This is a genomic window from Phytohabitans houttuyneae (assembly GCF_011764425.1).
Classification (GTDB): Bacteria; Actinomycetota; Actinomycetes; order Mycobacteriales; family Micromonosporaceae; genus Phytohabitans; species Phytohabitans houttuyneae.
The window spans coordinates 2,767,060-2,791,306 of record NZ_BLPF01000001.1 but is presented as its reverse complement, the minus strand read 5'-3'; the positions used below and the strand labels follow the sequence as shown (position 1 = coordinate 2,791,306).

Annotated in this window: 16 protein-coding genes; 7 read left to right on the top strand and 9 right to left on the bottom strand. The window is 71.2% G+C overall.

All coding sequences use genetic code 11. From position 1 onward, the window contains the following. Window positions 1-39 precede the first annotated feature (39 nt). Entirely contained in the window at window positions 40-1,152 is a 1,113-nt protein-coding gene (locus Phou_RS12225) for an LCP family protein (protein ID WP_246273508.1), read from the bottom strand. A gap of 219 nt (window positions 1,153-1,371) precedes the next feature. Here Phou_RS12225 and Phou_RS12220 point away from each other — a divergent pair, with 219 nt between their 5' ends. Then, window positions 1,372-2,307, top strand: coding sequence for a glycosyltransferase (locus Phou_RS12220; protein WP_173056168.1), 936 nt, complete (start codon window positions 1,372-1,374; stop codon window positions 2,305-2,307). Between the two features lie 674 nt (window positions 2,308-2,981). Here Phou_RS12220 and Phou_RS12215 read toward each other — a convergent pair. The 6 genes from Phou_RS12215 to Phou_RS12190 all read right to left on the bottom strand — a co-directional run bounded on the left by Phou_RS12215 (window position 2,982) and on the right by Phou_RS12190 (window position 8,971). Continuing rightward, window positions 2,982-3,728 (bottom strand): PHP domain-containing protein, encoded by a 747-nt coding sequence (locus Phou_RS12215; RefSeq protein WP_173056167.1) that lies wholly within the window; start codon window positions 3,726-3,728, stop codon window positions 2,982-2,984. Further along, entirely contained in the window at window positions 3,725-4,885 is a 1,161-nt protein-coding gene (locus Phou_RS12210) for an ATP-grasp domain-containing protein (RefSeq protein WP_173056166.1), read from the bottom strand. Before Phou_RS12210 ends, Phou_RS12215 begins: the two co-directional genes overlap by 4 nt. After that, entirely contained in the window at window positions 4,876-5,544 is a 669-nt protein-coding gene (locus Phou_RS12205; protein WP_173056165.1) for a polysaccharide deacetylase family protein, read from the bottom strand. Before Phou_RS12205 ends, Phou_RS12210 begins: the two co-directional genes overlap by 10 nt. Window positions 5,545-5,556: 12 nt before the next feature. Then, entirely contained in the window at window positions 5,557-6,426 is an 870-nt protein-coding gene (locus tag Phou_RS12200; protein ID WP_173056164.1) for a glycosyltransferase, read from the bottom strand. Further along, window positions 6,423-7,703, bottom strand: a complete 1,281-nt coding sequence (locus tag Phou_RS12195; protein ID WP_173056163.1) for a glycosyltransferase family 4 protein — start codon at window positions 7,701-7,703, stop codon at window positions 6,423-6,425. Before Phou_RS12195 ends, Phou_RS12200 begins: the two co-directional genes overlap by 4 nt. Before the next feature lie 134 nt (window positions 7,704-7,837). Continuing rightward, window positions 7,838-8,971 (bottom strand): acyltransferase family protein, encoded by a 1,134-nt coding sequence (locus Phou_RS12190; protein ID WP_173056162.1) that lies wholly within the window; start codon window positions 8,969-8,971, stop codon window positions 7,838-7,840. A gap of 211 nt (window positions 8,972-9,182) precedes the next feature. On the opposite strand from Phou_RS12190, the gene Phou_RS12185 reads away from it, so the two are divergent. Beyond that, the gene (locus tag Phou_RS12185) at window positions 9,183-10,307 is read left to right on the top strand and encodes a hypothetical protein (RefSeq protein WP_173056161.1); all 1,125 of its coding nucleotides are present in this window, start codon (window positions 9,183-9,185) and stop codon (window positions 10,305-10,307) included. 51 nt (window positions 10,308-10,358) lie between these two features. Here the strand turns inward: Phou_RS12185 and asnB are convergent, their stop codons facing one another. Together asnB and Phou_RS12175 are read right to left on the bottom strand one after the other, a co-directional pair. Beyond that, window positions 10,359-12,269 carry an asparagine synthase (glutamine-hydrolyzing) gene (asnB, locus tag Phou_RS12180; protein WP_173056160.1) on the bottom strand — a complete coding sequence of 637 codons (1,911 nt, stop codon included), beginning with the start codon at window positions 12,267-12,269 and terminating at the stop codon, window positions 10,359-10,361. 64 nt (window positions 12,270-12,333) lie between these two features. Beyond that, the gene (locus Phou_RS12175; protein WP_173056159.1) at window positions 12,334-14,181 is read right to left on the bottom strand and encodes an asparagine synthetase B family protein; all 1,848 of its coding nucleotides are present in this window, start codon (window positions 14,179-14,181) and stop codon (window positions 12,334-12,336) included. A gap of 356 nt (window positions 14,182-14,537) precedes the next feature. On the opposite strand from Phou_RS12175, the gene Phou_RS12170 reads away from it, so the two are divergent. The 5 genes from Phou_RS12170 (at window position 14,538) to Phou_RS12150 (ending at window position 23,910) form a co-directional block, all read left to right on the top strand. Next, a complete protein-coding gene (locus tag Phou_RS12170; protein WP_173056158.1) occupies window positions 14,538-15,560 on the top strand; it encodes a GumC domain-containing protein in 1,023 nt (340 codons plus the stop codon). After that, complete coding sequence (locus Phou_RS12165) at window positions 15,557-17,023, top strand: O-antigen ligase family protein (RefSeq protein ID WP_173056157.1); 1,467 nt, start codon at window positions 15,557-15,559, stop codon at window positions 17,021-17,023. Before Phou_RS12170 ends, Phou_RS12165 begins: the two co-directional genes overlap by 4 nt. A gap of 306 nt (window positions 17,024-17,329) precedes the next feature. Then, window positions 17,330-21,223: a DUF4082 domain-containing protein gene (locus Phou_RS12160; RefSeq protein WP_173056156.1), complete on the top strand. Its 3,894-nt coding sequence runs from the start codon at window positions 17,330-17,332 to the stop codon at window positions 21,221-21,223. A 12-nt stretch (window positions 21,224-21,235) separates the two neighbouring features. Beyond that, window positions 21,236-22,459, top strand: coding sequence for a glycosyltransferase family 4 protein (locus tag Phou_RS12155; protein ID WP_173056155.1), 1,224 nt, complete (start codon window positions 21,236-21,238; stop codon window positions 22,457-22,459). Then, on the top strand, window positions 22,456-23,910 hold the full coding sequence (locus Phou_RS12150; RefSeq protein ID WP_173056154.1) for a lipopolysaccharide biosynthesis protein: 1,455 nt from the start codon (window positions 22,456-22,458) through the stop codon (window positions 23,908-23,910). Before Phou_RS12155 ends, Phou_RS12150 begins: the two co-directional genes overlap by 4 nt. The last annotated feature ends 337 nt before the right edge of the window (window positions 23,911-24,247 follow it).

Here is a 24,247-nt window from a genome sequence, read left to right as displayed (position 1 = left end):
AGACCCGTCCGGATCAGCCTTCCATCAGCTATCCGACAGTCAGCCCTGCGGATTCTCCAGGAGCCAGGTGTCCATCTCGTCGTTCTGGATCGCCTTGTAGAGGCCGGCGGCTGCCTCTTCGTCCGGAAAGACCACACTCTGGTCGCCCACCATGCCGGTGGACTGGGAGGGGCTCGTGAGCGACGTGATGTCGTCGGCGCGCAGGTCGCGCAGCGCCCACGCGGTACCGAAAAGGTCGAGCCCCTTGTCCACGCTGACCGAGTGGGCGGTGGCGCGGAGGAAGCCGTTGAGCCGGCCCGGGTCCTTCATCAGGCCCTTCTCGGTCGCCTTGGTGAGCACCGCGCGGACCAGTTGCTGCTGGTGCCGCACGCGGGTGAAGTCGCCGTCGCTGAACTGGTAGCGCTGGCGCGCGTAGTCCAGCGCCGTCGCGCCGTCCATCCGCTGGGGGCCCTTGGTGAAGCTGCGGAAAGGCGCGTGGATCGAGCGGAAGTTGGCGTCCACGTCGATGTCCACCCCACCGAGCGTGTCGATGATCTCCTGGAAGCCCGCGAAGTCCACGATGATCACGTTGTTGATGCGTACGCCCGTGAAGCTCTCCACCGTCTGTACGAGCAGCGGCGCACCACCCCACGCGAAGCTGGCGTTGATCTTCGCCTGGACGCCGCCGTGCCGCCCGTCGGCCGACTTGGGCACCTGGACCCACGTGTCGCGGGGGATGGAGACCATCTGGCCGCTCTTGCGGTCGGCCGCGACGTGCATCAGGAGGATCGCGTCGGTGCGCGAGCCGTCGGTGCTGTCCGGCGCCCGGGAGTCGCTGCCGACCACGAGGTAGTTGAGCGCCTCCTCGACGACCACCGGCGGACGGGCCTGCTCGGGCACGCCCGCGAACGCGTCCACCCGCTCGATCTCGCCCTCGACCGACCGCGCGTACAGCCACAGCGCGCCCCCGCTCGCCGCCGCGCCCAGCACGAGTGACAGCCCCACGATGAGCGCGACGAGCCGCCACCAGCGCCGCTTGCGGCTGGGAGCCACCTTGGGTGCCTGCTCGGGCGGCGCCTCCAGCACGTCCAGTGGGCGGGTCGCGGGCTCCGCCTCCCGCGCGTCGGTGGAAGGTGCCTCCCGCGGTGGTGCGGGCGGCAAAGTATCGGCCATGGCGCTCGACGCTACGCCGATGATCCTGACCGACGAATCAGCCGAAGGCGGGAGAACAACGACTGACCGGATGGACCGTCCCCCGACCGACGGGTTGCCGACACCTCTCTCACCCGGACGACGGAACCGTGGTGGCCATGCGGGACGGCAGGATGGTCGTGGCGCCGGCGCCCGGATCAGCGCGGCCGCCAGTCGTGAGCGAGCAACAGGGGAGTCGGGTTGAGCCAGGCCGAGGAGACGATCGCGGTAGTCGTCGTCACCTACAACAGCAAGCGGCTCCTCGCCGACCTGATCGCCTCCCTCGGCCCCGGCCTGGAAGGCATCTCGTGGCACCTCACCGTGGCCGACAACGCCTCCGCCGACGGGAGCGCGGCGGCGGTCAAGCGGCTGGCGCCGGGCAGCGTCGTGGTGGAGATGGGGCGCAACGCGGGTTACGCGGCGGGCATCAACGCAGCCGTGGCCGCCGCGAGGCCGCACACGGCCGTCCTCGTGCTCAACCCGGACATCCGCCTGGCACCCAAGTGCGGGCTGGAGTTGCTCGCCGTGCTCCGCGGCAGCACCGCCGGCATCGTCGTGCCGCGGCTGGAGCGGGGTGACGGCTCGGTCATCCACGTGCTGCGCCGCGAGCCGAGCCCGCTGCGCGCCCTCGGCGACGCCGTGCTCGGCGCGCACCGGGCCGGCCGGTTCCGCCTGTTCGGCGAGCTCGTGGTCAGCGACCACCTCTACGGCGCCGAGACCGAGGCCGACTGGGCCGCCGGCTCCGCGATGCTGCTGAGCGCCGAGTGCTGGTCCCGGGTCGGCCCGTGGGACGAGTCCTTCTTCCTCTACTCCGAGGAGACCGACTTCGCACTGCGCGCCCGCGACGCCGGCCTGCCGACCCGCCTGGCACCGTCCGCGCTGGCCGTGCACCTTGAGGGCGAGTCCAAGCAGTCGCCCGGCCTCTGGGCACTGCTCAACCTCAACCGCGTGCGCCTCTACCGCCGCCGCCACGGCAGCGTGCCCACGGCGGCCTACTGGGCGGCACTGCTGCTGCGCGAGACCAGCCGCGCCGCGCTGGGCAACAGGGCGAGCCGCGCGGCCGCCAAGGCCCTGGCCAGCCCGTCGCGGCTGCGGGCCACCCCGAGCCCCGAGCTGGTCGCCGCCCTCGCCAGGTGATTTTGAGCTACCGCGACGCCCGTCGTGGTCCAGACCGTTGCGCGGGGCCCCCGGGGAAACGTGGAGCGCAGCGGAGCGTTTTCTTGGGGTGCGTTCCCGCGGCCTCACCCTCCGCGGGTGCGCACGCTCCCGGTCCGCCCGGGTCCGCCCAATCCGCCCGGCCTGCACGGTCCGCACGGCCCGCACGGCGCGAGCCCCGGTGGGGGCGCCCGGCGCGGGAGCCTCTCAAGCTGGGCGCAGCAATGCGCCCAGCCCCGGTTGAGCGGGTTGCGGTGGCGTCCCTCACCGCCGGGGGCCGATGCCGCGGGTCCGCTGATCGCCGCGGGCTGCCCGGGGTGGGGCCATCGGTTGCCCCGCACGGCGCTATCGCGACGCGGGGCGCCGGCGCGTCTCTGCCGGACTGTCCGCGATCTTCCCAGCAGTCATGCTCCCCCAGCAGTAACGGCGGCCTCGGGCCCCGCGGTCGGGGGACTACCGACCCAGACGCGCCGCCTCGGCGGACCAACCCAACGCAGCGAGCACACCCGCTGGGCGCATTGCTGCGCCCAGCTCCGGAGCCTCCCGCAATCGGCCGCCCTTCGCCCAAGAACCCGCACCCAGCCACGAACCGCGCGGCCCAGAGCGGGCGGGTTACACAGAACGCCGGGACCGCGGCCCCTACGGCAGCGCGGGTCTCAGCCGCGCAGGCGGCGGAGGCGGTTGACGGCCGGGCGGACCGCGCGGCGGGCGGTCTCGGCGGCGACGGCCGCGTGCAGGGCTGGGCCGCGCAGCATCGACGCGATCGGCCGCTCGCGGAACGCGGCTTCGAAGGCGCCCTCGCGCAGCGCGCCGTGCACGGCCGGTAGGTCGACCGTGTCGCTGGCGAGGCGCAGCCGCATGGCGAGCGGGAAGAACTGCCGGCTGGTGTGGAAGTCGACGGCGGCGAACTGCGGCAGCCCTTCCCGGCGGGCCAGGTCGGCCGCGTGGCGGTTGGGCGCGATGCCGTCGTACTTGCGGTTCCACACCTCGACCGCTGCCAGGTGGGCGCTCCAGGCGGGCTTGTACCGCCGCCACGCGTCGCGCCGCCACGGGTGGGCTAACACGCTGGTGCCGCCGTCGGCGGTGACGCCGGCGAGCAGCGCGCCGATGTCCGGCACCTGCTGGCCGTAGAACGGCACGTCGCCCCAGACCGGGACGTGCACGGTGTTGTCCAGGTCGTTGTACTCGATCCCCGGCACCAGCAGGATCGCGCCGGTGCTCGCCTCGGCGCACGCGGCCCGGTACTCCGCCCACCGCGAGGCCACGAACTCCCGGCAGTGGTCGGCGAGGAGCACCACGTCGTAGCCGCGCTCGGCGAAGCCGGCGGCGATGTCGGCGAGCTTCCACGTGGCGTCATCGGACCACTCCGAGTGCACGTGGGCCGCGGCCCGGACGGTCTTCATCGGCGGCGCAGCTGGTCGGCCACGGTGTGCCAGGTGTCCCGCAGGAAGACACCTCGCTCGTCCGCGTGGTACCAGCGGTTTCCGCGCTCGCGCCGCAGCATGGCCTTGAGCGTGGCGCCGCGCGAGGGCCAGCGCCCGGCGTCTGCGCCCTTCGCGCCGCGCATGACCGCCAGCAGGTGCACCAGCTCGCGCCCGGCGTGGCGGCAGAGCAGGTGGGGGGCCTCCGGCACCGCCGGCGGGCGCCAGGCGGGATCCAGCGCGGCCTGGACGGCCCAGACGGGGTACGGCAGGCCGCGGTGCCGGGCCAGCGCCATGCTGCCCCAGGTGCGCCCGTTGAGCTCCATGAACCACGGCTGCCCATCCGCGTCGCGGAGCAGCTCGACCATGAAGATGCCGTGCCACCCCGCCTCCGCCACGAAGCGGCGCACCGGACCGGCAAGGTCGAGGTCGACCGGAATCGAGCGGCAGGCGCTGGAGCCGGACCCGCGCGGGTTCATCATGCGGACGCGGCGGTGGGCCGAGAGCGCGTACGCCTCGCCGTCGACCGCGATGCCGAACACGCCCTCGCCGATGCCGTCGAGCACGGGCTGGACGAGCGCTGGTCCGCCGAGCTTCGCGACGATCGCCGGCACCTCGCCGGGCTCGCGGGCGATCGCGCCGGCCGGCCGGGTCAGCCGCCCGCCAACCTCGACGGCGGCGAGTGCCGACTTGACCATCCACGGCCCGGGACCCGCGGGCGGTTCGGTGGAGCCGGTGGGCGGTACCGGAATGCCGGCCTTTTCCGCCAGCGCGATCTGCTCGCTCTTGTCGAGTGCGAGGCGGGCGGCGGCACCCGTGGCTCCGGCGACCGGCACGCCGAGGATCCGCCCGCCGGCCTCGGCCGCGCGGTCGCAGGCGAGCAGCGCGGCGTCGTCGAGGGGCAGGACCGCGGTGGGGCGCTCGGCGTCGACAAGCGCGCGGATCGCCTCCACACAGGCGGCGACGTCTGTCTCCGGAGCCGGCACGGGGTGCACTCGGACGCCGCGGGCGGCGGCGAGCGGCGGGCGCTTTCCGGCGCGGGTGAACGCGACGACCTCGTACCCGGCGTCGCGCAGGCACCAGGCCGACTCGATCGCGGCCAGCGACTCGGCGAAGCCGGCGAGGACCTTCACCGCCACCGCTTCACCACTCCCACGGCGGTCGCCCGGACCCGGCGGGTCAGCGGCGGTGCGGAGAGGATCTCGGCGCGCAGGCCCTCGGCGGTGTCGTGGCGGCGCACGCTGTAGCGCGGCTGCAGCCACGAACCGCGCCGCGCGGTGCGCCGGTCGCTGCTGTAGACCCGCCGGTACCCGTTGCGGCGCAAGGCGCCCAGCACGGTCCTGTCGTACTGGCCCAGCGGCAGCGCCGCGCTGTCGACCACGTGGCCGACCACCTCGGTGAGCCGGTCACGGGCGGCCACCAGCTCGTCGTGTGACTCGGCCTCGTCGAGGCCGCGCCACGAGCGGTGCCACATGCCGTGCGTGCCGATCTCCATGCCCCGGTCGCGCAGCTCGTGCACGTGGTCGACGCCGAGGCTGCCGGGCTTGTCGAGCCGCCCGGCCACCACGAAGAAGTCGGCGGTGAGCCCGCGCTCGGCCAGCTCGGGCAGGCCGATCTCCACATCGGAGGCGTTGCCGTCGTCGAAGCTGATCCGCACGGACGGCCAGGTCGCCACCTCGTCGAGGATCCGGCGGAACCTGTCGACGTCCACCCAGTAGACGTCCTCGCCGGGTTCGAGCTCGCGCTGCGGCGTGCCCACACCGTGGAAGCACACGTTAACGACGCTGTCGGTCGCCATCAGACTCCTGCCCTATGCCGCCGGCTGCCGCTCGGCCTGCCGGCTCGACTCGTCGTGGCCCCAGCCGACCGCGCCACCGCGTCGCTTGGCGGTGACCGCGGCGGTGACGGTGATCGCGGCGTAGCACGCCCCCGCCGGCCACAGCCAGGGCCGGGGAAGCACGACGTCGCGCAGCCAGGACGAGCGCGCGCTGGAGCGTACCCCGGAAGGCCCATCGCCCGCCGCGGACGCCGCCCTCATCGCCGCGTTCCCGGCGCGGACGCGGACCAGGCGCCGCACGAGGTCGCGGGTCCGGCGCGGCGTCGCCACCGTCGACACGACGGACTCGACCTCGCGCTTTTCGTCGTAGGTGAACAGCGAGTCCAGGTAGAGGTCGTCGGCGATCACCGACGGGAACGTGTCGAAGCGGGCCCGCCCCTGCGCGGACAGCGCGATGGCGCCGCGCCCGAAGAGGGCCCGGTCGTAGGCGGGGAGCCGGGAGTTGACCGCGAAGAAGGCGCGCACGAGCAGCGGGCGCCCCGACAGGTCCAGCTTGCGCCGGGGCACTGCGGCGAGCGGGGCCGGCCCCGCGCCGGACGGCTCGGCCACGGCGGCGGCCAGCGCGTGCACGCCACCAGGCGTCAGCACGATGTCGGCGTCCAGGTACAGCCGGGGAAAGCCTTGGGCGACCGCGTCTCCGGCGTTGAGCGCGCCGGCCTTGCCGGGCTCGGGCCGGTCGACAACCCGGACGCCTGGGCGCGCTGCCGCGACCGCGGCGGTGTCGTCGGTACAGCCGTTGGCCACCACGGTCACGTCGAGCCCCGGGTTGCTTGCCAGCAGTGCGTCCAGGCAGCGACCGATGACCGCCGCCTCGTTGTGCGCGGCGATGACGACGCTCGTCATTCCCGGCCCGCCGGCTCCGCGACCCGGGACGAGCCGGGGCCACTTGTGCGCGGGCGGGGCACGGTGGGGTCGACGGGCCGCCGGGCGAGCAGCCGGTGCCACACCTTGAGGTACTCGCGGGCCTGGTGCTCCCAGGCGAGGTGGTCGGCGAAGCGGGTCAGCCCCACCTCGCGCATCTTCTCCCGGCGCTCCCGGTCGCGCAGCAGCTCGTCGATCGCCATCGCGTACTCGAGGGGAGTCCCGTTCGGCACGTAGATCGCGGCTTCGTCGGCGGTCCGGCGGGTCTCGACGAGGTCGGCGGCGACGACCGGAAGGCCACGCGCCACGTACTCCACGGTCTTGGCCATGGTCGACAGGTGGTTCATCGTCGTGGGCAGGTCGGGCTGGATCGCGACCGTGGCGGTGCGCAGCAGGTCGTCGACCGCCTGACCGTCAAGCCAGCCGGTGAACTCGACCACGTCGCCGAGCCCCCGGTCGGCGACGAGCTTGCGCAGCGCGGGCAGGCTCTCGCCGTCGCCGGCGATGCTGAGCCGCCACCCGGCGCGCCCGCGGATCCGGGTGAGCTCCTCGGCCGCGAGCACGGTGCCCTCGACGTTGTCCTGTGGGCCGAGGACACCGAGGTAGACGAGGTGGTGCTCGCCGTGCCGGCCCTCTGCCGCCCCGTCGGGACCGGCCGGCGCGATTTCGCCCAGGGCCGGCCCGTTTCGCACCACCGTGACCTTTTCCTCCGGCACGCCGCGGCGCAAGGCGTTGTCCCGGAACGACTCGTTGGTCGCGAACACCGCCGAGGCGGTGCGGAGCGTGAGCCACTCCAGCAGCTCGAGCATCCGGTACACCCAGCGGTTTGGCTGGCCGCCGGAGCGGGTGGCGTAGACCTCGGGGCACAGGTCGTGGTGGTCGAAGACCCACGGGCGCCCCATGGCCCGCATCATCAGTGCCAGCGGCCAGTACACGTCGGGCGGGTTGCACACCTGCACCGCCTGGGCCCGGCCGGCGAAGACCTCGCCGAGCAGCCGGACGGCGATGCACAGGAACGACCAGATGAACTCGGTCGCGAACGACAGCACGCCGGAGCCGTAGACGAAGACCGGGTAGGGCCGCAGCCGGGTATTTCGGCTGCCCGGCAGGACTTTGAGGCTCTTGTCACCGCGCGGGGCGATGACGGTGACCTCGTATCCCGCCTCTTCCAGGCTCAGGCACTCGCGGATGACTCGGCGATCCCGTTCGGCCGGGAGGTTGGCGATGAGGATCGTGATGTTGGCCCGGCGGTTTTTCATCAGGCGGTTACCTCGTCAACTCCGCGCGGGATGCGCGCCTCGGCGGTGCTGAGCGTACAGACACGCCTACCGACATTCCTGGAATCCGGCGGTCCGGACAATGGGCCGCCTGGTGGGAGTGGGTGTCGAATGTCTTACACCTGCTCTGGGCGGACGGCTGTGGCGGGGTACGCCGATCGGGCCCGTGGCCTCGGCCGGAGCAGGCGCATGCCGGGCAGCTCGACGCACCGGTAGAGCAGCCAGCTCCCGAGCAGGGCGAGCGCCAGCGCCACGACGGCTATACCGATCGCGGTCGGCGCGGAGTGCTCGACGCCGGAGCCCTTGAGCACGACCCGCAACGCGAGCTGGTGCACGAGATAGAAGGCGAACGAGACCTCGCCCAGCCAGATCATCCAGCCGGCTCGCCACGGTGTCGGGCGCCCGGTCGCGTCCGCGGCTCCGACCGCCGCCACGAGCAGCGCGAGGGGAATCGCGGTGCCCGCCACGAGCCGGAAGTCGTCGGGCAGGAACCGCGACGTCAGGTACGCCGCGGCGGCGAGCGCGGTCGCCGGCCACACGCCCAGCCTCGGCCAGCGCCCCTCGCGGACGATGCGGGCCAGCAGCATGCCGGCCACGAACTCGGGCAGCCGAGCCACCGGGAAGATCCAGATTGCCCAGTACCGGTCGTCGGCGGGCAGCAGCGAAGCGAGCACCGGGACAGCCCACACCGCCCCCAGCGCGAGTGTGGCCGCCGGCCACAGGCCCCGGCCGGGCACGCGCACAAGCCCGAGGTACAGCAGCGGGAACAGCGCGTAGAAGAACGCCTCGCAGGCCAGCGACCAGCTCACGGTGTTGAGGCCGAAGAAGACGTCGATGTCCGGCGACCATGCCTGCAGGAGCAACAGGTTGGGGACGACGACCGCCAGGCTCAGCCCCGCGCCGGTGACCACGGCGACGGCGAGGGCGACCAGCCAGGTGGCGACGTGGTTGGGGTAGATCTTCGCGATGCGTCGACGCCAGAAACGCACCGCGGTGTCGCCTTTGCGTGCGGACCAGGTGAGGACGAATCCGCTCAAAATAAAGAAAAACGAAACGCCAACCGCGCCTTGTCCGAACAGCCACTCCATTGTGGTCCGGACGGCCCCGGGTGCCATCAGATGCTCGATGTGCACGTGGAAACCGAAGACGAGGAACGCGGCGACGAAGCGGAGCCCGGTCAGCGACGGGAGCCGGCCACCGGCGGTATCTGGGCTGGCCGGGGGCAAGGCGGCCGGTCGGACCGTGGTCACCGCGTCACCATACTTGGCAGTGATCCGGGCTGGGGTGTCGCGATGATGACACCGTGGATCCCTTACGCCGCACGCATTGTCCGTATGCCGGAATGACCAATGCCTACGGTGCTAGCATTACCGCGCTCATCGCGAATGACCAATATGCGAAGGCCGGCGCGTAAACGGCGTGAGTCCAGGCGCCAGCGTGCAGGTTCGAGTAGGAGCATCTGTGACAGGTCACTCTGACAAAACGCGCCAAACGCCGCCCGTCCCCGGGTCGAACCATCGTTCTTCGCGTGGTTCGTCCAAAAAGTTGGTTTTTGTGGCTGTGGGTACGGTGATCGCGCTTGCGGCGACGTTCGGCTTCGTCCGTGCGACTGATCTCGTTTTCAAGCCATCCGCGAGCAGCGGCGACGTGACCGCGACGCCGACCGCGTCGGACGAGGGACAGGTGTCCACCGAGACGCCGGTGCCGGACGGAAAGGGCAAGTTTGCCGCCGCGCCGAGCGCGAGCGCCTCCGCCAGCCCGTCCGCCACGCCGAAGAAGGCCGGCTCCATCGGCAATTCCGCGTGCCCGAGCTATCCGAAGTTTCCGGACGAAAACTGCACGGGCTACAAGCACACCGGCGTCAAGTTGCGCGATTGTCCCAACACCGTCACGAAGAGCAATGTCAAGTTGGACGGTTGCCGATTCACCAATGGGCTGACGATCGAAGGAAAAAACGTCACGATCAGCCGGTCACTGGTGCTGGGCAAGGTCGGCGGTACGTACAAGACGGACTGGAGCCTGGTGGGTCTGCGACTTGTCGACGTCGAGATCGACGGCGGCGGCAAGGTCGACCCCAACGGCGAGGCCGCGATCGGCAACGATGACTACACGTGCATACGCTGTCACATCCACGGCACCGGCCGCGGGGCGAACATGCGCAAGAACGTCCATATCGAGGACTCGTACCTGCACGGGTGGGTGTACGTCAACGGCGCGCACCAGACCGCGATCGGCTCCAACGGCGGCAGCAACTACAAGGTCATCCACAACAACCTGATCTGCGACAGCGACGGCTGCTCGGCCGCGCTCTCGCTTTACGGTGACTTCGAGCCGATCAACAACGCGCTGATCGAGCGCAACCTTTTCAACACCAACGGCGGCTACTGCACCTACGGCGGTTCCACGTCGGCGAAGCCGTATCCGATCGGCACCAACATCCGGTACGTGAACAACCTGTTCGGCAAGAAGTACGGCCCCAAGTGCGGCTACTACGGACCTGTCGCGACGTTCGAGTTTCACCAGGGCAACGTGTGGAGTGGCAACGCGTGGCAGGACGGCTCCGGCGCGGTCAAGCCGCAGTCCTGACCCCACACAGTCGAAAGCCGGCCGGGCGCGCAGCGCCCGGCCGGCTTCGTGTCACCGCCGTTCAGTGACCGGCCGGCACCGCCGTCTGGGTGTGCGCCAGCAGCGTCTCGCGCATCGCGTCCCGGCTGGCGCCGCGGAAGAAGATCTGCCCCACACCTCCAGCAGGATCAGCCGGGTCAGCCACTCGCTCGGCCCGTCGCTGATCGCGGTGGCGATGGCGTCCTCGTCCAGCGCGTACAGGTCGGCGACGAAGCCGTCGGCGAAGAACTTCGGTGAGACCGAGAGCCTTCGGTTGATGGAGACCGGGAAGCCACGCTTGGGCCGGGCGGACAGCGCCGACGGCAGGCGCCGCGCGGCCACCTCACGGATCGCCCACTTGTCGATGATGAACGGGTGCCGCTTGTCGTGCGCCCGCATCGTGCGCCGCAGCTTGTACCGGTCCGGCAGGTTGACCGCCAGCGACGCGAACTCGGGCGCCAGGAACGGGAAACGCGCCTCCAGCCCCCACGCCATGCCCAGCCGGTCGTTGCGGTGCAGCAGCGAGACGAGGTGCGACTGCGCCAGGTTGAGCGACGTGATCCGCGAGCGGCGGTCGCGCCGGCCCATGCTGCCGCCCAGCGCGGCGGCGCTGCGGTCGGCGACGATGCCCTGCTCGAACGCCGAGTTGAGTTCGAGCAGCCGGTGCTCGAAGCTGTCGTCCGACTTGGGCCAGAAGAGCTTGGCGGCCTTCGGCGAAAGCGCGTTCAGCCAGGAGCGCGGCACCGCCTTGACCCGGTCGACAAGGTCGAGCACGGGCTTCAACGCCTCGTTGGGGTAGCCGATCAGGTACTCGTCGCTGCCCTCGCCGGTCAGCAGCACCTTGATGCCGTCGGCGGCGGCCAGCTCGCACACGGCGTAGAACGGGAGCGCGTTCAGGTGGTAGATGAGCGGCCCGTCGTTGTACCAGGTCACGTCCGGGATGGCGGAGATGATGTCGGCGTCGGTGACGCGCACCGTGTGCAGCTTCAGCCCGAGCGCCGCCGCCAGCGCCTCGGCGGCCGGCCGCTCGCTGTCGTTGACCACGTCCGCGTGGTACAGCGGCAGGTCCGCCCGCTCCTTGCTGGCGAGCGTGGCGATGAGGCTGGAGTCCACGCCACCGCTGGCGAGGCAGGCCAGGGGCGCGTCGCTGACGAGGCGGGAGCGCACACCCGCGGTGATCGCGTCTTCGACCCGCTGCACCACCTCGGACGCCGGCGCGGCGCGCAGCTCCCGGTAGAGGTCGTCGTCGACCCAGTCGACCACCCGCGCGAAGAAGCGGCGCTCGATCCGGCCCGTGGACCGGTCGAACGTGAGCTGCTCGCCGGGGCGGACCGCGCGCACCCCGCGGTACAGCGTGCGGTCGCCCCAGGTGACCGAGTAGCCCAGCAGGGCGGCGTTGACCGCGGCCGGGCTCGGCTCGCTGGCCGTGGTGCCGATCTCGATCAGCGCCTTGAGCTCGGAGCCGAACCGCAGGCTGCCGTCCGGGCCTTGCGCGTAGTAGAGCGGCTTCACGCCGTGCACGTCGCGCCCGAGCGTGAGCAGCTCGTCGCGGGTGTCCCAGACGGCGACCGCCCAGTCGCCCTCCAGCTTGGCGAACGTGGCGGCGCAGCCGTGCACCGCGATGTGCGAGAGCAGCACCTCGGTGTCGCCGGTCGAGTGCACCTCGACACCCTGTGCGATCAGCTCGTCACGCAGCTCGCGGAAGTTGTAGATCTCGCCGTTGAAGGCGAGCGCGTACCGGCCGTCGAAGGAGCGCATCGGCTGCGCGGCCGCGGTGCTGAGGTCGAGGATCGACAGGCGCACGTGCCCCAGTCCGATGCCGGGATCCGTCCACACGCCGTCACCGTCCGGCCCGCGGTGGCGGATCGGTTCGAGCGCGCGCAGGATCTCGTCCGCGGTGACGGTGGCCGTGGCCCGCGCGCATCTACCCACGAGACCGCACACGTGTCCTCCTCTATATCGAGCGGCGATTGCGGTACGCGCGCCGGGCCGCACCGGCGCGCGCGAACTAACCGAGGTGCGGCAGCGCGGCGCCACCGGCGGTACCGGCGCGGGTGGCCCGGCCCGGCTCGGTGGCTTCCGTCGCCACGAGCGTGTTCATCAGGAACGCGACCGTCGCCGGCAGCGCCTCGCGGCGGCCGTCGAGCAGCTCGTCGAGCCACGCCGCGCGGACCATGCCGGCGCGGCGCAGCGGATCGGCCGTCTCGGGGCTGGCGCGCCAGTGCGCCACGACCCGGGCGGCGACGTCGCCGGCGCCCAGCTGGGTCCGGCGGGCACCGGACAGGCGCTGCCGCACCTTGCCGACGGTCTTCCGTACGGTCACCCGGGCGACCGCCGCGCTGGTGGACAGCCCGGGGCGGCCCAGCCGCGCCGGGACGAGGCCGGAGTCGAGCGGTATCGCCGCCAGGCCGGCGTCGAGCCGCTGCATGAGCCGTCCGGTAAGGCGCGAGTCGCGCTTTTCGTCCGGCGCGACCGCGAGCGCCAGCTGCACGAAGCGCCGGTCCAGCAAGGGGTTGACGTAGAACCTGTCCACGGCGGCCGGTGTGCCCTGCGCGCCGGCCCACCGCGCCATCCGGTCCCAGAGGTAGAAGTCGTCGGTGGCGCGCAGCCAGTCCCGGTCATAGCCGGCGAAGCGCTCGGTCACGGCGTCCAGCGCGTACGACCGGGCGGCCGCCACGAAGTCCGGCTCGAGCGCGTCGGCCTCGGCCGCTTCGTTGGTAAACAGCCGCCATTCGGCCAGGCGGCGCACCATCCGCTCGTCCGTACCGGCGTGCCGGGGCTGCCCGGGGTAGTAGAAGCCGCGGGCCAGCTCGCCGCCGGCGCCGGAGAGCCGGTGCCCCTGCTCCAGGTCGGCCTCGATCAGCGCGAGCGGGGCGAGTGCCATCGGGCTGGCCATGCAGTCGAGCGCGGCGGCGGCCGCGCGCGCGGCACGGTGGCCGGCCTCCGCGTCCACCGGCGGCCGCTCGTCGGTCCAGTGCACGGTGTGCGCCAGGCCGCACCGGGTGGCGAGGCGGGTGGCGACCCGGGCCTCGGCTCCGCCGTGCGTGTCCAATGTGAACGCGGCCATCCCGCGGCGCAGCTCCGGCGGGACGGCACCGAGCAGCAGGCGGGAGTCCTGACCGCCGCTGAGCTGGAGCACGGTCTCGGGATGGTCGGTCAGATAGGCGTGGTGGAACGCGCGCAGGATCCCGGCCATCTCCTCGACCGCGGCGTCGAGTCCCGGCGCGCCGTCGAGAGCGAGGTCGTCGCTCGCGTACCGCTCGACGGTGACCGTGCCGTCACGGAGCTTGGCGACGGCGGCCGGCCCGAGTTTTTCGACCCCGGTGAACACGGTCTCGAGTCCCACCTGCCAGCCCATCAGGCTCTGCACGCCGAGGGCGCCGGTGTGCAGGCCGGCGCCGGCCACCGCGGCGAGGGCCAGCGCGCTCGTCGAGACGGCGGCCACACCCTCGCCCTGCCACCGGAAGAGCTGGCGCAGCCCGAGCCAGTCGCCGGCCAGCAGCACGGGCGCCTCGCGGTGGGCCAGGTGGGCGGCGGCGAACGGCGGGAGGATGGCGGTCAGTGCCTCGCCGTCCGGATCGGTGCCCTCACCGAGGAGCTTGGCGATGCGGTCCGCGTCGATGTCTCCCGCGCGGTCGCGGATCGAGCGGGTGAGCCGGACCGTGAAGCCCGTGCCCGGGTCGTCGCCGAGCCGGTCGCCGGGCTCGGCGGCGGTGAAGGCCAGCCAGCCGTCCCGGGTCGCGACGACCGGTCCGGACTCGTGCGGTCCGGCGAGAAGGGCGATCGCGTCCCGGTGCGGGACACGCGCCGCCGCAGGCCCGTGTGGGCTTACCGAGACGGCCAGGAAGCCGCGCATCTCAGCAGGCCGGCAGCGGGTTCAGGCACATGGGGCTCACTGTAGACGCGTACGGAATCGGCGTGACCGGCCAAGCGGTGACGGCTAGCCGACACACGTTCTACCCGGCACGTGGCTATCTGGTTGGATGTGCCGGTACGGGCGGCGATGACCGAATCCCAGTGACAACCGTCTATCCTACGAGGCCCGGTGGGCGGGTCAAGCGATCCGTCGGGTGTCCGACCGGCTGGTATCCGGCCTCTGGGCAGCCCTTCCCGGGCCGCGTACCCTGTCCCTAACTGCCGGACCGGCGGCGGGACAACCGTGTGCTTGCGCGGGGTCACAGATGTGAGGCCAAGGCGAATCGAGAGGACACTGTGGATCTCTGGGATCTGACCAGGATGCTGTTTCGGCGCTGGTACGTGTTCGCGCCGCTCCTGGTCGTTTCGCTCCTGGCTGTGTTTCTGATGACGAAGAACATCAAGCCCGACTACAGCGCGGTCGGGCACCTGCAGATGATCCCGCCGCCCAACTCCACGACGGGCGAGGGCGCCGTGAAGAAGCCCACGAATCCCTGGCTCGACCTCGGATTCGCGGCGCTGGGCTCGGCCGTCATCCTCCAAGCGCAGGACGAGCCGGTGCTCGAACAGCTTGTCAAAGATGGCTACACGGACAGTTTTACCATCGCCGTGGAGTACGGGACGACCTACTTCACCATCGAGGCGGTCGGCTCGACACCCGCCCAGGCGACCTCGACCGTGCAGCGGCTGATGAAGCTGCTCGATGAGTTCGTGGTGGCGCAGCAGCAGCAGTTCGGCGCGACAAGGGCCACCTCCATCACGACGCTCCCACTCGACAACGGCGACAAGGTCGAAGCCATCACGTCGAAGAAGAAGCGCGTGACGATCGTCGGGCTCGGCATCGCCGTCATGATCAGCGTCGGCCTCTCCATCGGCCTGGACGCCCTCCTGCGCCGCCGGGCGAAAAAGGGCGCCAAGACCAGGAAGCCGGACGACGCGGGGAGCGGTTCCGGATCCGGCACCGGCCTCGCCGGCTCCGGCGGCGACTCGACGATGGTCATCTCGATGGGCAACGGTGTCGCCAGCGAGCCCGCCGTCCCGCGCAGCGGGCTTGGCGCGCGCATGCGGCAGGCCAACGGCATGGGGCGCACCCACCAGAGTGCCTCGGCGCGCAGCGCGCCGGCCGAGCCGGCCGGCAAAGGGCCGAAGGTCTTCAACAGCACCAACGGCGCCAACGGCAGCAACGGGTCGAAGCCCAACGGCTCCGGCGGCGAGCTGATCCGTCCCGACCAGCCGACGCACGAGGTGGACAGCACCATCGTGCTGCCGCTGTCCCAGGTCTCCTGGCGCACGGGCCAAGAGAAGAACAAGGGACGTTGACCTCCTTCGCTGTCCACCCGGTCGACCTCGAGCCGTCGCTGGTCGCCGAAAGCACGTACGCGACCCGCCGGCGCCGCGCCCGGATCGACGTGGCCGCCGTGGTCAGCGTGATGATCTGCCTGCTCTACCTGATCCCCGGCACGCTCATCGTGCCCAACATGTCGTTCGCCGGCCGCCCGGCGCTGCTCGTCGCGTTCGCCCTCTTCGCCTGGTGGGCGCTGACCCGCCTCAACCGGCGCCTGGTGATGACCGGGCCGCAGCCGATCCGCTGGGCCGCCTTCCTCTACCTGGCCGGCACGATGGGCTCGTACCTCGCGGGGCTGCTGCGCGGCCTGCCCGGGCTGGAGGCCAACGCGCAAAACTTCGCGATGCTCCAGCTCTTCCAGTTTCTGGGCGTCGCTCTCGTGGTCGCCGACGGCATTCCCAACTGGGAGCGCTTGAAGGGTGTGCTGCGCGTCTTCGTGTGGTGCGCCGGCTACATGGCCGCCATCGGCATCATCCAGTCCACGACACAAATCAACATCGCCGAATACCTCGTGGTCCCGGGCCTCGAGGTCAAAGGCGGCATCATCGGCCTGTCACAGCGCGGCAGCGGTGAGTTCTTCCGGGTCGCCTCGACCGCCGCGCACTACATCGAGTTCAGCGCGCTCATGGCGGTCGCCCTGCCGTTCGCCATCCACTTCGCGCGGTACGGTGCGCTGAAGCGACACCGGTACTTCGCCGGCCTGGTGGCCGTGCTGACCGCGGTGGCGGTACCAATGTCGATTTCCCGTACCGGCGTCGTCGCGCTCGGCGCCGTCCTCGCGGTCATGATGATCGCCTGGAGCTGGCGGGTGCGATACAACATGCTCCTGCTGGGGACCGTCGTGATCGCCGGCATGATGGTGGTCCGCCCCGGCCTGCTCGGCACCGTCAGCTACATGTTCACCGGCGCCGAAGAGGACCCGAGCATCTCCGGCCGGACAGACGACTACGAGCTCGTCGGCCACTGGTTCTCCCAGCGGCCGTGGCTGGGGCGCGGGCCCAACACGCTCGTGCCGGAGCTCTACGACGGCCTGGTCCTGGACAACCAGTGGCTGTACACGCTCGTGACCGGCGGCCTGATCGGCGTCATCGTCTTCGCCCTCATGCACCTGACGGCCATCGTGCTCGCCGCGATCGCGTGGCGGCGCTCCCAGATCGAGGAGGACCGGCACCTCTGTGCCGCCCTGATCTCGGCGCAGGTCGTCTCGCTGCTCGTCGCCGCCACCGTCGACTCCCTGTGGTTTACGACATTCGCCCTGACGGTGTTTCTTCTCATGGGTGTGTGCGGTGCTGTGTGGCGTCTCACTCACCCGGCGCGGACCGTGCGCACCTCGACCGTGGTGTCGTACAACGACCAGCCGGAGCGGGATGCCGCACACGAAGCGGAGCGGGTCGCTGACGCTGTGATTAGAATTGCGCCGGTGTATCGACGTAGGTAACGCTCTATTGGTATCGTCGATACACCACACGCCCGCGTCTGTCGGGAACCCGTCGCACCGCCGTCAAGGTTTGACTCTACGGCTGAGTGCGCCGCGCCGTCTTGGTGTCCCGTTCTGGGTGGTTGCCTCATTGCTGATTCCCCCTTCGCCCCGTTAACGTCCCGCAGAGGCCGCGGGGGGTCATGACCAGGCTGCCAACTAAAACGTGGGAAGTGAGCTTGCGTGGGCACCAAGCAAGGTGACGGGACGGATACACGGTCTGGGGGGACCGAGCGGATCCGGAAGTTCGCGGTGAGTGTGGATCGGGTGAGATCCGCTGTGGGTGGTGCGGTCGGGTTCGGCCGGCGTGGCCTCGCGCTCGCTCTGAAGTGGTACTCGGGGCTCAGGACGACGCCTCGCCGCCTGGTGCTCGCCGCCAGCACCATGCTTCTCGTGCTCACCGGCGGTGGTCTCGTCGCGATGCCGGCGGCCTTGGCCGCGGCCGACCCGTGCAACCCGGTGGTCAATCCGATCGTCTGCGAAAACAGCAAGGACGGCTCGCCGCGCGACCAGTGGGACGTCGACGGCGTCGGTGACCCGGCCATCCAGGGCTTCGCGACCGACATCAGCGTCAATGCCGGCCAGCGCGTCAACTTCAAGATTTCGACGACGGCCAGCTCGTACGACATCGACATCTACCGCCTCGGCTGGTACGACGGCGACGGCGCCCGCAAGGTCGACGACGTCAACCCGTCGGCCTCGCTGCCGCAGCTGCAGGACAACGACGACTGCGTGACAAACACCCAGACGGAGATCTTCGACTGCGGCACGTGGGCGGTCTCCGCGTTCTGGGACGTCCCCGCGACCGCGGTCTCCGGCGTCTACATCGCGCGGCTGCAGCGTCCCGGCGCCAGCGACGGCAGCCACATCCCGTTCGTCGTGCGCAACGACGCCAGCCACTCCGCGCTCTTCTTCCAGACCTCGGACACCACCTGGCAGGCGTACAACAGCTACGGCGGCTCGAACTTCTACAGCGGTGGCGAAAACGGCCGGGCGTACAAGCTGAGCTACAACCGCCCGTTCGCGACCCGGGGTGGCGTCACCGCGCGCGACTACCTGTTCAGCAACGAGTACCCGATGATCCGGTTCCTGGAGCGCAACGGGTACGACATGAGCTACACCACCGGCGTCGACTCCGACCGCCGCGGCAACCTGATTCAAAACCACCAGGTCTTCCTCTCGGTCGGCCACGACGAGTACTGGTCGGGCCAGCAGCGGGCCAACGTCGAAGCGGCCCGCGACGCGGGTGTGAGCCTCGCCTTCTTCAGCGGCAACGAGGTCTACTGGAAGACCCGCTGGGAGACAAGCGTCGACGGCGCCGGCAACCCGTACCGGACGCTGGTCTGCTACAAGGAGACCTGGGCCAACGACAAGATCGACCCGTCGTCGGAGTGGACCGGCACATGGCGCGACCCGCGCTTCAGCCCGCCGTCCAACGGCGGAAAGCCGGAAAACGCGCTCACCGGCACGATGTTCCAGTCCAACAACGCGAGCCTCTCGCTGCAGGTGCCGGCCGAGCAGGGCGACATGCGGCTCTGGCGCAACACCGGACTGGACCAGCTGACCGGTACCCAGGTCGCCACGCTGGCGCCCAACACCGTCGGCTACGAGTCCAATGAGGACATCGACAACGGCTTCCGTCCGGCCGGGCTCATCCGGCTCTCCAAGACGGTCGGCGAGACCCCGGAGTACCTGCGTGACTTCGGCAGCATCGTCACGCCGGGCACCACCACGCACAACCTGACGCTGTACCGGGCGGAGAGCGGCGCGCTCGTCTTCTCCGCGGGCAGCATCCAGTGGGCGTGGGGCCTCGACGAGCAGCACGACGGCGTGCAGTCCGACCCCGACGACCGCATGCAGCAGGCGACCATCAACCTGCTCGCGGACATGGGCGCGCTGCCGGCCACCCGGATGAGCACGCTCGACGCGGTCAGCACCTCCACCGACACCACCGCGCCGTCGGTGACCGTCACCTCGCCCGCGCAGGGCGCCTCGTTCGCCAACGGCGCGCAGGTGACCGTGCAGGGCACCGCGACCGACACGGGCGGCCGGGTCGCCGGCGTCGAGGTCTCCACCGACGGCGGCACCAGCTGGCACCCGGCCAACGGCACCACCGCCTGGTCATACAGCTTCTACGCCAGCGGCGTGACCACGCAGACCCTGAAGGTGCGGGCGGTCGACGACAGCGCCAACATCCAGCCGGCGCCGGCCACCCGCCAGATCAACCTGACCGGCAAGTCGACGCTCTTCGGCGCCCGCGTGCCGGCCAACCCGGCGGTCGGTGACGACTCGCCGGTCGAGGTGGGCGTCAAGGTCGTGCCGCAGACCAGCGGCTACATCTCCGGCATCCGCTTCTACAAGGGCGCCGGCAACACCGGTACGCACAACGGCACGCTGTGGAACGCCAACGGCGGGCTGCTCGCGACCGGCACCTTCAGCAACGAGACGGCGACCGGCTGGCAGACGCTCAACTTCTCGCCGGCGGTGCCGGTCATCGAAGGCCGCACCTACGTGGCGTCCTACTACGCGCCGAACGGCCACTACGCCGCCGACCCGTACTTCTTCACCTTCAACGCACACACCGCCGGCCCGCTCGTGGCGCCCCGTGCGTCCGATGTGGAGGGCGGTAACGGGGTGTACGGCCTGGGTGCCGGCTTCCCGACCGAGACGTACCAGGACACCAACTACTACGTCGACGTGCTCTTCACCGACAGCGGCAGCTCCGCTCCGGTCGTCGTGGCGACCTCGCCGCTCAACGGGGCGACCGGTGCGGCGCTCGGCGTCAATCCGTCCGCGACGTTCTCGAAGTCGGTGGTGCCGGTCTCGGTGCAGTTCACGCTGAAAAACCCGGCCAACCAGACGATCGCCGGCACGAAGGCGTACAACGACACCACCAAGACGGTGACGTTCACGCCATCGGCACCGCTCGCCGCGGCGACCGAGTACACCGCGACCGTCTCGGCGAGCGACAACGAGAACAACCCGGTCAGCGAGACGTGGTCGTTCACCACCGACGTGGACCCGAGCGTCGCCCGGCTCTTCGCGGCCGACGCCACTCCGGCGACGGCGGCGGCGAGCGACGGCTCGGCGGTCACGCTGGGCGTCCGGTTCACCCCGTCGCAAAACGGCCAGCTGATCGGCCTGCGCTTCTACCAGGGCCCGGGCAACACGGGTACGCACAGCGGCAGCATCTGGAGCTCGACGGGCAGCCGGCTGCGCCAGGTGACGTTCCCCGAAGGCAGCGGCTCGGGGTGGCAGACCGCGCTGTTCGACCCGCTCAACGTCACGGCCGGCACGGAGTACGTGGTGTCGTACTTCGCGCCGAACGGCCGGTACGCGATCAACACGGGCTTCTTCGACAACACCTGGACCAACGGCCCGCTGAGCGCGCCCGGCGGTACCAACGGCGTCTACGTCTACGGCAGCGACTCGTTCCCGGAAAACTCGTACAACTCGTCGAACTACTGGGTCGACCCGCTGTTCATGCCGTCGGGTGGTGGCAACCCCAACCCGACGCCGACGCCGACCACGCCGGCACCGAGCCCGAGCGCGAGCCCGTCCCCGACGGTGACGCCGTCGACGAGCCCGACCGCGAGCCCCACGGCCAGCCCGAGCCCGACCGGCAGCCCCACGCCGTCGCCGAGCCCGACGCCGACCGTGCCGCCGGTACCGCTGCCGGAGGGTGCGCTGACGCTGTTCCCGACGAACGCCACGCCGGACCACGCGGAGTGGGACGACCGGAGCCCGATCGAGCTGGGCATGACGTTCCGGTCGGACGTCGCGGGGCAGGTGCTGGGCGTGCGGTTCTACAAGGGCCCGCAGAACACGGGCACGCACACCGGCTCGCTCTGGGACGCCGGCGGTACCCGGCGCGCCACCGGCACGTTCGTGGGTGAGACGGCCTCCGGCTGGCAAAACCTCATCTTCGACGAGCCGTTCACCATCACGCCCAACACGGCGTACACGGTCTCGTACTACACGCCGTCCGGCTGGTACGCCGTCAATGCCAACACCTTCCAGGCCGGTGGCGTCGACAACGTACCGTTGCATGCGCCGATGACCGCGGCGGGTTACCTGTACGGCACCGGCGGTGGCCACCCGTCCGCCGCGTCCAACCACAACTACTGGGTCGACGTCATCTTCAAACCCACCGGTTCCTAGCGGGAGAGTGACATGCGGCTGCTCGTCGGCTTGCACCATCTCGAGCTGGGGGGCAGCCAGCTGAACGCCCTCGACTTCGCACTCACGATGCGCGAACACGGCCACGATGTGGCCGTGTTCGGCGTCCACACCGGAGTGCCAGGTCCGGTGGCGGAGATGGCACAGTCGGCGGGCTTACCGGTGACCCTGGTGAGACATCCGGTGGAGCGGCACCGCGCGGTGGTGCCGTACCGCCGGGCCGTCTCCCGCGGCCTCACCGCCGCGGCCAGGGCGCACCGCGCCGACCTGGTCCACGTGTATGAGTTTCCGCTCGCGCTCGACGCGTTCGACGGGCCGCACCTGCGGCTGGGCCTCCCGGTCGTGGTGACCATCTACGGCATGGCGGTGCCGCGCTGGCTGCCCCGCTACCCGGAGCTGATCGTCGGCACCCAGGAGTTGGTCGACGAGGCCGCCGCGTTCCGGGCGCCGCCGACGCTGATCGAGCCGCCCGTCAACACCGACGCCGACGACGCCGCGGCGGTCGACGGCCGGATCTTCCGGGAGACGCTCGGCATCGGCGACGACGAGATCCTGCTCGGCGTCGTCTCCCGGCTGGAGCCGGACATGAAGGCCGAGGGGATCCTGCGGGCCATGGCCGCGCTGCGCCGCCTCGACGACGAGCGGCTGCGGCTTGTCGTGGTCGGCACCGGCCCGTCCGCCGCCGACCTGCGGGCCGAGGCCGCGCGGGTCAACGACGCCCTCGGTCGCCAGGCCATCCTGCTGCCGGGTGCGCTGGAGGACCCGCGGCCGGCCTACGCGGGCATGGACATCGCGCTCGGCATGGGCGGTTCGGCGCTGCGGGCGATGTCGTTCGGGCGCCCGCTGATCGTGCTGGGGATCCAGGGCTGGTCCCGCGAGTGCACGCCGGAGACGCTCGACCACTTCCTCAGCGCCGGCTTTTGGGGCATCGGCGACGGCGACCTTGACGACGCGCCGCTGGCCGAGCAGATTCGCGTGCTCGCCGCCGATCCCGATCGCCGGGCCCGGCTGAGCGACTGGTCGCGCCGGCTGATCGTCGAGCGCTTCAGCCTCAAGGCGGCGGCGGACAAGCTCTCCGAGGTGTACACCCGGGCGCTGGAGCAGCACCAGCCCGCCGGCCGCCGGGTCGGCGAGGCCGCGCGCGTCGCGATGCACAAGGCGGCGGCCGACATGCTGCCCGAGTCGGTCCGCCAGCGGCTGCGGCGGGGCCGCGCATGAGCCTCAAGGTGGCCGAGGACGCGTCGCTGTTCGCCAAGGCGGGTCGCGCTCTCGGGTGGAGCTTCGCGAGCACGGCGTTCGGCCGGCTGAGCACGCTGGTCATCGGCATCGCGCTGGCCCGCATTCTCGGCCCGGAGGAGTTCGGCACGTTCGCCGTCGCGATGGTGGCGCTGCTTGCCGTGCTCAGCTTCAACGAGCTCGGCGTGAGCCTTGCGATCGTGCGGTGGCCCGGCGAGCCGCGCGAGATCGCCCCGACCGTGGCCACCATCTCGGTCGCGGCCAGCTGCTTCGTGTACGCCGTCTGCTTCTTCGGCGCACCTTTCTTCGCGGACGCGATGGGCGACCCGACCGCCACCCCGGTGATCCGGGTGCTCGCACTGAGCGTGATCATCAGCGGTCTCGTCGCCACACCGGTCGCCCTGCTCCAGCGCGGCTTCCGCCAGGACCGCAAGACGGTCGCCGACCTGACCACCAACTGGTCGAGCGCGCTGACCTCCATCGGCTGCGCGGTGGCCGGCCTGGGCGCGATGAGCCTGGCGGTCGGCCAGCTCACCGGCGCGCTCGCCGGCGCGATCCTGTTCTTCCGCTTCGCGCCCGAGGGGCTGCGCTTCGGCTTCAACCGCCGCAAAGCCCGCGAGCTGCTCCGCTTCGGGCTGCCGCTGGCCGGTTCGAGCATCGTCGTCTTCGCCGCCACCAACGTCGACCGCCTGATGGTCGGCGCGCTGCTGGGCCCTGTCGCGCTCGGCTACTACGTGCTCGCCGTCAACCTCTCCAACTGGCCGATCAGCATCTTCTCCCAGCCCGTACGCGCCGTCGCACCGGCCGCCCTGGCCCGCCTCCAGGGCGACGCGCCGGCCATGCGCACCGCCTTCCTGTCCACCGCCGGCCTGCTCGCCTCCGTGACGCTGCCGGCGTGCGTGCTGCTCGCCGCCGTCGCCGACCCGCTGATCCGCTTCGTCTACGGCGGCGTCTGGCAGCCCTCAGCCCCCGTGCTGGTCTGGCTAGCCGTCCTAGCCGCCGCCCGGATCGTTTTCGAGCTCGTATACGACTACTTCGTGGTCATCGCCAACACCCGCGTGGTCTTCACAGTCCAGGTGATCTGGCTAGTCGCGCTCGTGCCCGCCCTGTGGTTCGGCGCCACCGCCGGCGGCCTGTGGGGCGCCGGCGCCGCCCAGGTAGCCGTCGCCCTGCTCATCGTGCTGCCGATCTACCTCTACGAGATGCGCCGGGTGGGCATCCCGCCCGGCTCGTTCACCTGGCGCCTGGCCCTACCCGCAGCCGGCGCACTAGCGGTCGCCGCCATCGCCCTACTCGCCGCCCGCCTAAGCTCGATCGACCTGGTCGTGCTCTCCATAGCGGGCGCGGCCGCACTGGCGACAATCGCACTGCTCGGCTACCGCATGCGCGGCGTCCTACGCTCCTTGCGCACTGTCGGCGCCACCGCCGAGTAGGAGCACCCAAGCCCAAAGGAGCAGCGAGCTACCGCGACGTCCGCCGTGGTCCAGACCGTTGCTCCCGCGGCCTCACCCTCCGCGGTCCCGCAAGCTCCCCAGTCGCCGCCCGCGAGCCGCCCACCCCTCGACGTGGCCAGACCGCCCGGCGTAGCTCTGGACCGCCGCTCCGTCCGCAGCCCCCGCCCGCCCCACTCGGGTCGCTCCCGGGCGTCGAGTGGGTGTCGCACTGCACGCGGCTCTCAACCTGGGCGCACCAATGCGCCCACGGACCGAGACCGGTCCTTGAACGGCGGCAGTGTCGGCGCAATCCGTGAAGCCGGCGATCCGAATCCCC

Bases quoted from the DNA above. Each gene is read 5' to 3' on its own strand.
- Phou_RS12150 (WP_173056154.1), top strand. From the start codon at position 22,456: ATGAGCCTCAAGGTGGCCGAGGACGCGTCGCTGTTCGCCAAGGCGGGT.
- Phou_RS12195 (WP_173056163.1), bottom strand. From the start codon at position 7,703: ATGAAAAACCGCCGGGCCAACATCACGATCCTCATCGCCAACCTCCCG.
- Phou_RS12155 (WP_173056155.1), top strand. From the start codon at position 21,236: ATGCGGCTGCTCGTCGGCTTGCACCATCTCGAGCTGGGGGGCAGCCAG.
- Phou_RS12225 (WP_246273508.1), bottom strand. From the start codon at position 1,152: ATGGCCGATACTTTGCCGCCCGCACCACCGCGGGAGGCACCTTCCACC.
- Phou_RS12215 (WP_173056167.1), bottom strand. From the start codon at position 3,728: ATGAAGACCGTCCGGGCCGCGGCCCACGTGCACTCGGAGTGGTCCGAT.
- Phou_RS12175 (WP_173056159.1), bottom strand. From the start codon at position 14,181: ATGCGCGGCTTCCTGGCCGTCTCGGTAAGCCCACACGGGCCTGCGGCG.
- Phou_RS12200 (WP_173056164.1), bottom strand. From the start codon at position 6,426: ATGACGAGCGTCGTCATCGCCGCGCACAACGAGGCGGCGGTCATCGGT.
- Phou_RS12205 (WP_173056165.1), bottom strand. From the start codon at position 5,544: ATGGCGACCGACAGCGTCGTTAACGTGTGCTTCCACGGTGTGGGCACG.